This is a genomic window from Sneathiella sp. (assembly GCF_036960985.1).
GTDB lineage: Bacteria > Pseudomonadota > Alphaproteobacteria > Sneathiellales > Sneathiellaceae > Sneathiella.
The window spans coordinates 89455-102501 of sequence record NZ_JBALWD010000007.1; the positions used below are offsets into that span (position 1 = coordinate 89455).

Here is a 13047-nt window from a genome sequence, read left to right on the forward strand (position 1 = left end):
CGGCAATGAGACATTGAATTTCCCAGAAAACTGGTAAAAATATGCTTCACGCAACTGGCACATGGACATTTATGCGTCAGGAATGGCGCTTTCTGCTTTTTGGAACCTTATTGGCGTTCTGGTCTGGCCCTGGTCAGACTTTTGTGATTTCAGTTGTCGGCGGACATATCCGCGAAGATTTTTCACTCTCACACGGCGATTTTGGAGCAATATACACTCTGGCGACGTTAATATGTGCAGCTCTTCTTTGGAAAACCGGCCCGCTTATTGATAGTTTGCCACTGCGACAATTCGTTTTCAAAGTAGCGATTGCCATGCTCCTGGCGATGGTCGCATTTGGCTTCGTGCAAGGACCCATAACACTTTTTCTGGGAATAATCGCGGTTCGGTTTCTTGGCCAGGGGATGATGACCCATATTGCGTTCACATCAATGGCTCGCCGATACGAAGCGGAGAGAGGTCGCGCGGTAGCGATTGCCGCGTTAGGCTTTCCCATAGGGGAAGCTCTGTTTCCACCGCTAATTGTCCTTGCTATGGGCGTAGTCGATTGGCGCTATATTTGGCCGGCTATGGCAGTATTGGCGGCGATAACGTTGCTTCCAACTATTCCCTATCTGATCCATCATACAGCAAATCAGGATGGACATGGTGTTCGAGATTTGGTGGCTGAAGATGAAGAGGCCAAACATTGGACGCGGGCCGAAATGTTGCGGGATAAAAATTTTTACCTCTTGGCGCCAACTGCCATGGCGCAATCAGGAATTTTCACGGGGCTTTTTTTTCATCAGGTATTCCTGGTATCGGAAAAAGGCTGGAACTTCGAATGGTGGAGTCTTTGCTTTACAATATTTGCAGGAACATCTGTATTTGGTGGCATTGCGTCGGGAATCCTTGTCGATAAATTTGGGGCAAGGAGGCTTGTCCCCTTTGTCCTGTTCCCGCTTCTGATTGGTAGTTTGGTGTTTTCGTATGCAGGGCCATCTATCTACGCTGCCGCCGTTATGTTTATTTTGGGCCTTGGTGCAGGCGCAACTAATCCCGTTTTATCTTCTCTCTGGCCAGAGTTATATGGCACCCGACATCTAGGCGCCATTCGTTCTGTTGCGACGGTTGTGATGGTTTTTGGGTCTGCTTTAGGGCCGGTATTTATGGGGTGGGCATTGGATGTTGATTTTACCCTGCAACATATCGTTTTATTTTCCATCGGCATTATAATTGTTAGTTCGGCTCTTGCAAAATTGGCACTTAAGGCAAGATAGAATCTAACCGCTTGGATAGGCGTATTCGGTTTTGTAGGGCATATTTTCACTTTACTTACTATTTGTTGACTTTTTTTCGGTAAATTGAGCAGAATCAACTAGTTTTCGGCAAACACCAAACGCAGGACACTTTCTCGACACAAAGGAACCATACTTGCGCAAACAGAAGCATAAAATTTGATGTTTTTTTTCTCTATCACTCGTTTAGGGGATGAAAGCAGTTAGAATTCCATAGTAAACCGGTACCTAATGAATAGGCACTTGCCGGTTTATCAAAATAGATTTCTAAGTTTTACGGGTATTTTGGTGGCAAATTGCGAACGTAATTGGAGCGGATTAAGAGATGGCAACTTCGTCAAATGACAGCAAAGTCAGCGGTAACGCCGATACATCGGTTGGAACGGTTATTGAAACAGCGCCTGGAGAGACTGTTAAGGTTCCTTTTAAATCCCCGGAGGATGTCAAATTTCTGCAGTCTGCTGGTGGGTTGCTCTTGATCCCAGTTGAGGGTGGAGAATCTCTTCTTTTACAAGAGTTTTTGACGTTCGGATCGACAGAAAATCCGCCAAAAATCCAGTTCGAAGATGGCGAGGTTTTAGAGATTGACGCTATAACAGAGGTTGTTGAAGGCCTTTCTGTGGCTGATATCAACCCGCAAGCAGGTAATGAAGATTTTAGCGCCGGTGGGGGTGCAAATTTTAGCGGTTTTCGCGAAGGCAACATCGGCGACCCACTTGGGATTGAGGGGTTGCTGCCACCAACAGAATTGGCGTTTGACCTTGAAATAATCGAAGAAATCATTGGTGAAAATGAAGATGGTTTAATTCCTGGCATTCCAGATGACGAGCCTGATGATCCTACAGGAGATGTTGTCGTAAGGTTTGAAACCCCTAGCACTCAGTCTTCCGCAGCTGGCGGAGGATATGAGGATTGGACGCCGTTTGGAAACACCGGAGACACAACGTCTTTTCCGATGCAGATGGTAGTGAACGCCAGCCATAGCGAAGGCGAAATCCTTGAACAAATCGAGATCCCTAGCATTCCAGTCGGAGCACGGCTATTTGTCGGTGGAACGGATGCAGGGGATGAAGTTTTTCCATCCGGTGGAAGTTATGTCATTGCGGCCATTGGTGGGGTGTTGCCAGAAATATACATCCTGCCGCCAACACATAGCGATGAAGATTTTTTTGTAAACGTTACAGCAAAATTTGAGAATAGTGACGTTGAGGCCGATGCAGTAGCTTTGGCCATTATTGATGCCGTAGCAGATGCACCCGACGTAACAATCGGCGGATCTGGTGCAGATGGCGATGTCACCAGTTTGCAAGGTGAACCTATTGATTTACCTGCTATTGTTGCAGATTTGGTAGACCAAGATGGCTCTGAGGAATTAACAGTCGTAATTGGCGGCGTCCCGGATGGCGCGCTCCTGACAGATGGAGCCAATGAATATACGGGCGATGGTGTGGGTGATGCAGATGTCACTGGTTGGGATCTGGAAAATCTCTCAATTACCCGCGAAGCAGATGACGTTAGCTCGTTTGAATTAACTGTTACGGCAACTGCCAAGGAAACTGCCGTCGAAAGTGATATTGGTGAAATTACGGAGGCAAATAATACTGCCGAAACAACCTTTAGTATTTCCGTAACGATTGATCCGGTATCCGGAGCGCCGACTGTTATAGTTGCGGATGCCGCTGGAAAAGAAGATCTTGGGAACGCTACAGATCAAATTGTGTCTATTCCAGAACCAGCGCTAGGGGACATACCCTTATCCATCGACTTGCAAACTGGTAATGCTGGGGCAGATGAGGGTTGGGTCGTCCTAAGCGATTATCCTGACGGTGTTGAATTTTCTGTTGGAGCCGAGGTTGGCGGCGACTGGATCGTGACTAAAGACGAACTGGCGAATTTGGAGATCTCAGGCCTTCCTGAAGACAGCGATGTTGATTTCTCGATTACCGTCACGCCATGGTCAAAAGCGCTGGGTGCGCCGGCGGTTGCGGGTACTCCCGGTACGATAAACGTTTTAATAGATGCGGTGGCTGACATTCCAACGCTTCAACTTGACGGTACTGTAAGTGATGCCGCTGTCTCAGGTGCAGAAGATACTGCGATTGAGTTGCCGGACATAACTGCCAACACGAATGATATTGATGATTCAGAAAATCTGTCGATCTCTATAAGTGATGTGCCGGTCGGTGCGACGCTTTCAGATGGAAATGGAAACGAATTCATCGCCACTGATTTAATTCGTGATGTTGACGTTACTGATTGGGCGTTGGATAGCCTCACTGTGACGTCCCCGTTAAATGATGAAACAGATTTTACGCTGAAGGTTACAGCAACCGCGACCGAAGGCGCCACAGAGCAAGCCGGCGTTGAAGTTCAGGGCGATGATAATAGCGCATCTACTTCCTTTGATATCGTTGTAACTGTAACGGATGAGGGGCCAGTTGCGGTTATGGATGGTCCAGAAGCAATTCAGGAGCCGAACGACGTTCATGCGGTATTTGTTATTGATACTTCTGGAAGTATAAGCGTTGCAGACCTACAGTTGATGGAAGAGGCCCTCAAAAACCTAGCGGAGGATTTGTTTACACAAAACCCTTTGGGAACGCGAATTACTCTTATCGATTTTGATTCAAGTGCCGATTTTCTCAATGGAGACGATGTCACCTACGACAGTCTTCAGAGTGTCATTGCCGCTTTAGATGACTTAGATACGAAGCAGGGCGGCGCGACAAATTATGATTCTGCTCTCGATCTCGTTCAAACAGTCGATTTCGAGCCCGGTTTTGACAAATCAATATACTTTATCTCCGACGGTAAACCCATTGTTGGTGATACTGCTGGTGGTATCAGCGAGTTTAATACTTGGGTTGATGGCCAGACAGATACAGTTAATGTTTATGCTGTTGGCGTCGGTGCTGCTGTACAAAATAGTACGGAACTTGCCCTGATCGACAATACAGATGGTGATAATAGTCCAGGAAGTGATTTCCTGTTCTTGAACTCGGCTGCCGATCTAGATGGTAGCTTGGCGACAGGAAATGTATTCGTAAGCGGAAATGTTCTAACCAACGATTCTGCTGGAAATGATCCTTTAGCAAATGTACCAATTACACAAATTCAGCATAACGGCACAACGTATGATTTGACGAGCGGCGGCAATCCGAATGTCGCGGTTGTCGGTACAGTGTTATTATTAACCAGCCTATTTGGAGTTTTGGAAATAAATTTCGAGACCGGTAACTATATTTACAAAGCGACAACGGATATCAATAATTTTGCGACGGATACATTCAGTTACACGATTACAGATACCGAAGGGCTTACAAGTACTGCTGATCTAGTTATTGAGATTAGCCCCAATCCCGCTTTTACGGGCGGCTCGGGCAATGACATCATTACGGCTGGTGCGGGTAATGATTATGTTGCAGGTGAGGGGGGCGACGACACATTGTCCGGTGGCGATGGAAATGACTATATGCTGGGTAGTTCAGGTGCCGATGAAATACAAGGCGACGACGGCGATGATTATCTGGATGGCGGCTCTAACAATGATCAGCTATTGGGTGGCGCTGGAAATGATACGTTGATGGGCGAATCTGGAAATGATGATCTTCGTGGTGGCGCCAATGCGGACACGCTTGAAGGTGGTTCCGGCGAGGACACACTTAGAGGCAACGGTGGCAGTGACCTATTGATCGGCGATTCTGGCGACGACGATTTGAGAGGTGGTGGCGGCAGTGATACGCTTATCGGTGGATCCGGTGATGATACTCTCAGAGGAAATGGGGGCGATGATCGTTTTACTTTCCTAGACGCAGCAACGGAAGGAAATGATACAATCATCGGCTTTGACACCGGTGCCGACGTCATCGACTTGTCGGCGGTTTTTGAGGAGCTCGGGATCGACATAGGAGATCGATCTGATCATGTCATTCTAGATACAGTGGGTTCTGATACGACAATTACGGTCACGGATGGCAGTAATGCAGTCGTCTCAGATTTTTCAATAGTTGTGCAAGGTACGACTTTGGACAATGGTGATATTGGTACAGCAATTCAGGTCGACGAAAGCTAAACTTTCTACGGCATAAAAGATTAAGGGGCCGCGATAATTCGCGGCCTTTTATTTGTTCATCGCATTCATAAAAGTTGTAGGCAGGTAATAGGCCTTGACCTATTATGATCGAAACAGGGTAAATTATTGGAGTGGGGGGCTTTTATGGCTCGGATTAAAGTATTATTGGCAATTGCGTTATTTATAGTCGCACTGCCAACCGTCGGCTCAGCGAAAGACGTGCCAATTTCTGCATTTAAAGGGGATTGGCGTGGTAATGCAATTTCGGAAAATAATGTCAGTGTAAACTTTCCGATAACGAGCCGTGATATCGATGTAGATATCCGTCCCGACGCCGCCGGAGGCTTTAATATTACCTGGCGAACATTGCTACGGCAAAAAGGCAACCCGTCAAGCCCGAAGGAAGTGTTAAAGGAAACCACTTTGACTTTCGTAATAACAGACAAGCCGGGTGTATGGAAGGATAGCAAAGGCGGAGATGTATATGCCGGTGATACAGTTTCATGGGCGCAGATAAGAAAACAGACTTTGACAATTTACGTCATGGCGATGAGCGATACGGGGGACTATGATATGCAAGTCTATAAACGCACGCTAACAGGTCTGAATATGGAATTGGAATTTACAGCCATTAGAGATGGTGCCATTCGCCGAACGGCTAGAGGTCGATTAATACTCCATAGTAAATAACCCTAACTAATTCTGAACTAAAATTCACCGATGCCAGGTGATATATTGCGTTTCCGAGTAAGCATTGTGTCGCGAGCCTGTGACGGTGGTGGCGCAGCGCGTTGCGCACAATTGGGGCGATCACATAACCGACAGGTGACACCAACAGGCACGACAGTACGCGGTGCAGCTAGGTTCATTCCATCGGCATATACCAGATGATGGGCGTGATTAACATCGCAACCGAGGCTAATGGCGTAATGTCGTTTGGGCTGAGTGTAGCCGAGGCTAGGCTTGGTTACAGTACGCGCAATGGAAAAATAACGACCGCCATCAGGCATTTCCGATATTTGTGGGCAAATGACACCGGGTGTCAGAAATGCTGAATGTAAAACCCAGCGCGGGCAAGAATTTCCATATCTTGGAATACGCAAACCTGACGCCGTAAACCGTTTGGAAATATTGCCTGCAATATCGCTGCGGATTAAATGCAGAGGGATGCCACTTTCACCCGGTTTTTGTAGGGTTGTTAATCGATGGCAAATTTGTTCGTAGCTTGCGCCGAATTGTTGCTGTAGCAATTCGATATCATAACGTAATTTCTCGGCAGCAGTTAAAAATATGTCATAGGGGAGCAAGTAAGCTCCTGCAAAATAGTTACTCAGAGCTGCAATGGCTTTGGCTGTGGCCGCTTCATTTACCAGCTCTGGGCCTGTTGCGATTTTCGCGAATAAATCTGGAAATGCGAGTTGGCCGCAAAGCAAAGCTAAATGAAAATCTACACTTGCTTGGGGAAGTGATTTAGAAAGGATGAGATGTCGATGTTGATCATCATACAAAGTAGCTTCAGTGTCATGCCGATCCTGGTCAGCAAACTCAACTTTTACACCGTGTTCACGTCGCAAATACTCCGCCATGGTTTGCGTTGGTGCAATATCTTCTCGTAAAGTACCGCGAAAATCGTCGGCCGCCGTTTCAATCGCTTCAAAATAATTATTTCTTGATTGGATAAAGTCTGAGACCGCCTCGACAGGAGGGGGGGCGGATGATTTGTCCGTAAAACCGTCACCTCCGACAAACCCCAGCATTTCGCTAACAGTGTCCGCTAGACTTTCACTGTCCTTGAGTACGATCTTTAAAAATTCTTTGCGGTCCTTCGCACTCAAATCGTCGTTGTCATGGACAATTTCTGTCGATGACAGAATGGACGTGACTAAAGTTTTTAATCGAAAAGAAGAATCTGCAAAGAGCAAATCTTGGGAAAGACGTTCACTCAAGAGCTGCATATCTGATTGGGTGGATTTATAGGCGTCGTATGTTTTCTTTAGTGCGGAACACAAGTCCGGCGCCTCAGCTGCCATGGTTGCGATATCCGTTTCGTCGAACGCGTCATCTTCAAACAACGGATCCTTTAATGTATCGGTAATTTCTGCAATGAGATGGCTTTCATCTTGCGCTGAGAAAATAAGCGGATCAACTTTGAGAATTTGGCTCAATCGCAAAAGTATCGGAACAGTGATGCTACGCCTGTTATGTTCAAGAAGGTTTAAATAGCTGGCAGAGATACCTAACTGGTCGGCAAGGTCGACTTGCGTCAAATTTTTATCTTTGCGTAGACGCCTTAGGCGCGTTCCGAGGCGAGGGGCTTTGGCCATGTAGGATCTCGATAATTTACAAAAATTTACATATTTACAAAACTATATGGAAATAATTTACATAAAAAAGTACCACTTTTCAACGTTTTGTTGGGAATAATATTGAATTTGTGAAATTTTTACAGGGTGGGTTTGCTTTCTCCGGGAAGATAATAACACAATTTCTCCGTAACGGAGACGATCACTTTGCAAAATGGGAGATACCTAATGAGTGACTTCAAAAAACCAGGCTTTTCGCGCCGTGGCCTGTTGAAGGCTGGCGCCGTAACTGGTCTGGTTGCGTCGACACCGAGCTTTTTTATCAAAGATGCTTGGTCTGCCGAATTTCGGAATAACCCGAAAAATACTGGCGAATTAAAGCTGGGCTTTAACGTTCCCCAATCCGGACCATATGCGGATGAAGGTGCTGATGAGCTCCGGGCCTATAAACTTGCAGTGAAACATCTTAACGGAGAGGGCGACGGCGGAATGCTGAATACCTTTAAACCGTCTATGTTGACCGGTAAGGGCGTTCTTGGCAAAAAAGTTACCTTTGCGACAGGGGACACGCAGACTAAATCAGATGCGGCTCGTGCCTCTGCTAAGCGTATGATTGAAAAAGATGGTGTCTTGATGATCACCGGCGGATCCTCTTCGGGCGTGGCAGTTGCGGTGCAATCGTTATGTCAGGAGCAGGGTATTGTGTTTATGGCGGGTTTGACCCATTCCAATGACACGACCGGTAAAGACAAGCGTCGTTATGGCTTCCGCCACTTCTTCAACGCGTATATGTCGGGTGCCGCATTGGCGCCTGTGTTGAACAAGGAATATGGTAGTGATCGTCGCGCGTACCATCTTACAGCCGATTATACTTGGGGCTGGACGCAAGAAGAAAGCATCCGAAATTCAACGGAAGCTCTTGGCTGGCAAACAGCACAGACCGTTAAAACACCCGTGGGTGCTGGTGACTTTTCACAGTATATTACACCGGTTCTGAACTCCGGTGCCGACGTTTTGATCCTGAACCATTATGGTAAGGATATGATCAACTCGCTCAGTCAGGCTATTCAGTTTGGCCTTCGGGACAAGCAAGTCAACGGCAAGAATTTCGAAATTGTTGTTCCACTATTCTCACGTCTCATGGCGCAGGGTGCTGGAGATGCGATTAAGGGTATTCTTGGTACGACCAACTGGAACTGGTCGCTACAGGATGATGGCTCCAAAGCTTTCGTTAAATCCTTTGGCGCGGAATATGGTGCGCCTCCATCAATGGCTGCGCAAACATGTTACGCACAGACATTGTTGTATGCGAACGCCTGTGAAATGGCTGGCACGTTCTACCCACCAGAAGTTATCAAGCAACTTGAAGGCTTTAACTTCGACGGCATGGGTAATGGTCCGACTTTGTATCGTGCGGAAGACCATCAGTGCTTCAAGGACGTCCTTGTTGTGAAGGGTAATGAGAACCCATCCAGCCAGTTTGATCTGCTGAAAGTGGTCGATGTGACGCCACGGGCACAGGTCGAGTATGACTGGAACATTTTTGGTGGTTCTTTGGGACCATATGTTGTTGAATAGATAACTAAATACGGATTGGCGGTTTTAGAGCCGCCAATCCGATCGCTTATTGCATTTTAAATTTACTGGCGATTGCCGGTGGGGGCCTTGCAGGTAGAATTTAATGGATGCCATCTTTATTCAAATTTTGAACGGATTGGACAAAGGCGCTGCTTATGCGCTGATTGCGCTTGGATTGACCCTGGTATTTGGAACTTTGGGGATCGTCAATTTCGCCCATGGTGCATTGTTCATGCTGGGTGCATTTTGTGCCGTTACGTTCCAAAAGATTTTGACTATATCTTCGAAAGTTCGAGATGAAGGCGTAACAGCTTTTGTCGCCTATAAAGAACAGCCTTATCTGGAAATATGGTTTGGTGATACTGGCGCGACAATCATCGATTATTCGGTGCCGCTGTCTATTCTTGTTGCCATCCCTTTTATGTTGTTGGTCGGTTTCGTCATGGAACGAGGCTTAATCAAGCATTTTTACAAACGACCGCATGCAGAGCAGATTCTGGTCACTTTCGGTTTGGCAATCGTCATTCAAGAGATCATAAAGGCGTACTTTGGCGCTAATCCGATACCTCAACCGGCGCCAGAAATCTTGGCCGGTAGTGCCAATGTAGGGGCGTGGTTTGGTCTGGGCGACAACTTGGTCTACCCTTGGTGGCGACTTATTTACCTGGCTTTTTCCGGAATTATTATAACCGGGGTATTCTCTTTCCTTCAGTTCACGACTTACGGCATGGTTGTTCGTGCCGGTATGCGTGATCGGGAAACGGTAGGCCTGTTAGGCATTAATATTGAGCGGCGATTTACCATTGTTTTCGCCATTGCGGCGGTTGTCGCCGGCGTTGCGGGTGTCATGTACACGCCTATTTTGCCTCCGGATTACCATATGGGGATGGACTTCCTTGTCCTGTCTTTTGTGGTTGTTGTTGTTGGCGGTATGGGATCCTTGGGCGGAGCGGTTTGTGCCGGCTTCCTGCTGGGGATTGTGCAATCCTTTGCATCCATGAATGAAGTAAAAGAGATTTTCCCTGGTATTGACCAGATTATCCTTTACCTCGTTGCAGTTATTATTCTTCTGGTCTTGCCTCGTGGATTGATGGGTCGAGCCGGCGTGATGGATGATTAAGATGAAAAAGCCTTTTCTCAACGATAACTTACTCCTCCTCATTGTCGCCGCTGTCGTTCTTTTGATGCCCATCTGGCTGCAGCCTTTCGGAGCGGCCTATCCGGATCTTCTGCAGAAATTCGCCATTTATGGAATTTTCGCCATCGGCTTCAACATCTTGTTTGGGTTGACAGGATATTTGTCTTTTGGACATGCAGCTTTCCTAGGTGTTGGTTCTTATGCGGCTGTCTGGTCGTTCAAGTTACTCACTATGAACGTTATTCCTGCGGTGATGTTTGGTGTCTTGTTCTCTGGAATTCTGGCATTGATAATAGGGTTCCTGAGCTTACGTCGGTCCGGGATATACTTTTCCATTCTGACTCTGGCTTTTGCCCAAATGTCCTATAACCTGGCCTATTCAGTGCTGACACCTATTACAAATGGTGAAACCGGACTTCAGCTCAAGCAATCGGACCCACGGTTAATCGATCGCCTATTTTTCGACGCTCCGGCTGGTGGTGGGTTGCCGTCGACTGATTTATTCGGAATTACCATGAGCGGCTATCCGGGGTTTTATTTCTGCGCGGTTGTGTTGCTGATATGTTTCTTTATTTCCATGCGTATCTTCCGTTCGCCCTTTGGTCTGATGCTGCGCGGCATAAAGTCGAACCAAAATCGCATGAACTATACGGGATTGAATACACGGCCTTACATGCTGACTGCTTTTGTTATATCGGGCATGTTTGCAGGATTGGCCGGTAGCCTGCTAGCGGTTACAGATCCTTTGGCAGGGGCAGAGAGGATGCAGTGGACAGCGTCTGGTGAGGTGGTGTTGATGACCATTTTAGGTGGCGTTGGGACGTTGATCGGACCGATGCTCGGCGCGGGGTTGATCAAGTATTTTGAAAATATTTTCTCTTCCTTTGGCGATAGCGTCCTACAACAATTCTTCTCATTCCTGCCGGAGCCAGTAGCTGATGTCTTCGTTTCGGTCGCAGGCCTGTTTGTCGGCAGCGGCTGGCATTTAACACTTGGATTGTTGTTTATGGTTATCGTGATTTTCCTTCCTGGCGGACTTGTCGAAGGCTTTAATCGTATTTTTAAGTTGTTCACATCCGGCAAGAAAAATAAAACCGTGACCGTGACGTCACAAGACCAAACGGGCGAGTAGGGGTTACGCAATGGGAGATCTTGTTCTTCATTTAGAAAATATCAATAAGAGCTTCGGTGGTTTGAAGGCACTTGGTGACGTCAATTTGCATGTTGAAGAAGGAACGACACATGCGATCATCGGACCAAACGGTGCAGGTAAATCTACATTGCTTAATGTCTGTATCGGCCGATTGAAGCCTGATACCGGATCGGTGACCTTCGACGGTCAGGAACTAACTGGTAAAAAACCTCATGAGATCGCCCAAATTGGTGTCGCTCGGGTTTTTCAAACGCCAGAGATATTTCAAGAAATGTCACTTCTCGAAAATGTTATGCTGCCGGCTTTTTCGCATCGAGACGGGGCGTTTAAATTCAACGCGTCGAAATTACTCAGCAAGCAAAGTGAAATCCGAGACGAAGCCGAACATATTCTGGAAGATGTCGGCTTAAAAGAGCAAATGATGACGGAGGCGGGCAGTCTGTCGCGGGGCGACAAGCGACGTCTCGAGCTTGGAATGTGTTTGATCCTTCACCCGCGTCTCTTGCTGCTTGATGAGCCAACAGCTGGTATGGCACGGCATGATACCAATGCGACCATTGATCTTTTGAAGAAAATCAAATCGCGAGGCATGACCAAAGTCATTATCGAACATGATATGCACGTGGTGTTCAGTCTTGCGGACAAGGTGAGCGTTCTGGCCCGAGGGCAGATTATTGCAGGCGGTGATCCTGAAGCGGTGCGGGAAGATCCTAAAGTTAAGGAAGCCTACTTGGGAGGGGCGCATTAATGTCGGCTAGCGAAGAAAAGATGCCTTATTTTAGTGTGAAAGACGTTCATGCTTATTACGGCGAATCCTATATTGTCCAGGGTGTTTCATTCGATATCGAAGAAGGCGAAATTGTCGCGTTGTTGGGTCGCAATGGCGCGGGAAAAACCTCGACGCTGCGAGCGCTCGCTCGTGTCGACAGCCCGGGTTTAACTCAAGGTGAAATCTATCTTGGTGGGAAAGCAATACACCCATTGAAAGCCTTTGAAGCGGCGCGTGAAGGTATTCAGTTAGTGCCGGAAGATCGACGAATTATTGGCGGATTGACCGTTGAGGAAAATTTATTATTGGCGCAAGTCGCGGAACCTAAGGGGTGGGAGATTGAGCGTATTTACGACCATTTCCCCCGGCTCGGCGAACGGCGTACACAGGATGCAATTACTATGTCTGGTGGCGAGCAACAAATGCTAGCTGTTGCCAGAGCTCTAGCACGTGACGTTAAATTGTTGTTTCTTGATGAACCTTATGAAGGATTGGCTCCTGTTATTGTGCAGGAAATCGAGAAGATATTGCTGGAAGTCAAAGAGCTTGGCATCACGACAATTATCGTCGAGCAGAATGCTGTTGCTGCACTTCAGCTGGCGGATAAGGCGTTGATTCTGGATATGGGGCAAATAGCGTTCCGTGGAACTGCTCAAGAAGTGCTGGAAAATCAAGAATTACGCCATGAATATTTAGCAATCTGACAAGGTTTCCATCGTAAAAGTTGCAGTAGCTGCAACACTGAGATAGCCTTTTT

9 protein-coding genes are annotated in these 13047 nt (G+C 47.1%); 8 read left to right on the plus strand and 1 reads right to left on the minus strand.

Annotated features, from left to right (window positions below):
- The first annotated feature begins 41 nt into the window (after nucleotides 1-41).
- The 3 genes from V7723_RS05825 (at nucleotide 42) to V7723_RS05835 (ending at nucleotide 6039) form a co-directional block, all read left to right on the plus strand.
- Nucleotides 42-1259, plus strand: a complete 1218-nt coding sequence (locus V7723_RS05825) for an MFS transporter (RefSeq protein ID WP_335683499.1) — start codon at nucleotides 42-44, stop codon at nucleotides 1257-1259.
- A 343-nt stretch (nucleotides 1260-1602) separates the two neighbouring features.
- A complete protein-coding gene (locus V7723_RS05830) occupies nucleotides 1603-5349 on the plus strand; it encodes a VWA domain-containing protein (RefSeq protein WP_335683500.1) in 3747 nt (1248 codons plus the stop codon).
- A gap of 144 nt (nucleotides 5350-5493) precedes the next feature.
- On the plus strand, nucleotides 5494-6039 hold the full coding sequence (locus V7723_RS05835) for a hypothetical protein (protein WP_335683501.1): 546 nt from the start codon (nucleotides 5494-5496) through the stop codon (nucleotides 6037-6039).
- A 17-nt stretch (nucleotides 6040-6056) separates the two neighbouring features.
- Here V7723_RS05835 and V7723_RS05840 read toward each other — a convergent pair whose 3' ends face one another.
- The gene (locus V7723_RS05840; protein ID WP_335683502.1) at nucleotides 6057-7673 is read right to left on the minus strand and encodes a helix-turn-helix domain-containing protein; all 1617 of its coding nucleotides are present in this window, start codon (nucleotides 7671-7673) and stop codon (nucleotides 6057-6059) included.
- 207 nt (nucleotides 7674-7880) lie between these two features.
- On the opposite strand from V7723_RS05840, the gene V7723_RS05845 reads away from it, so the two are divergent.
- The 5 genes from V7723_RS05845 to V7723_RS05865 all read left to right on the plus strand — a co-directional run bounded on the left by V7723_RS05845 (nucleotide 7881) and on the right by V7723_RS05865 (nucleotide 12994).
- Nucleotides 7881-9230 (plus strand): substrate-binding protein, encoded by a 1350-nt coding sequence (locus tag V7723_RS05845; RefSeq protein ID WP_335683503.1) that lies wholly within the window; start codon nucleotides 7881-7883, stop codon nucleotides 9228-9230.
- A gap of 103 nt (nucleotides 9231-9333) precedes the next feature.
- Nucleotides 9334-10350: a branched-chain amino acid ABC transporter permease gene (locus V7723_RS05850; RefSeq protein ID WP_335683504.1), complete on the plus strand. Its 1017-nt coding sequence runs from the start codon at nucleotides 9334-9336 to the stop codon at nucleotides 10348-10350.
- Between the two features lies 1 nt (nucleotide 10351).
- Nucleotides 10352-11500 (plus strand): branched-chain amino acid ABC transporter permease, encoded by a 1149-nt coding sequence (locus V7723_RS05855; protein WP_335683505.1) that lies wholly within the window; start codon nucleotides 10352-10354, stop codon nucleotides 11498-11500.
- Between the two features lie 10 nt (nucleotides 11501-11510).
- Nucleotides 11511-12269, plus strand: coding sequence for an ABC transporter ATP-binding protein (locus V7723_RS05860; protein ID WP_335683506.1), 759 nt, complete (start codon nucleotides 11511-11513; stop codon nucleotides 12267-12269).
- Nucleotides 12269-12994, plus strand: coding sequence for an ABC transporter ATP-binding protein (locus V7723_RS05865; RefSeq protein WP_335683507.1), 726 nt, complete (start codon nucleotides 12269-12271; stop codon nucleotides 12992-12994). The genes V7723_RS05860 and V7723_RS05865 overlap by 1 nt, the downstream gene beginning before the upstream one ends.
- Nucleotides 12995-13047: the final 53 nt, after the last annotated feature.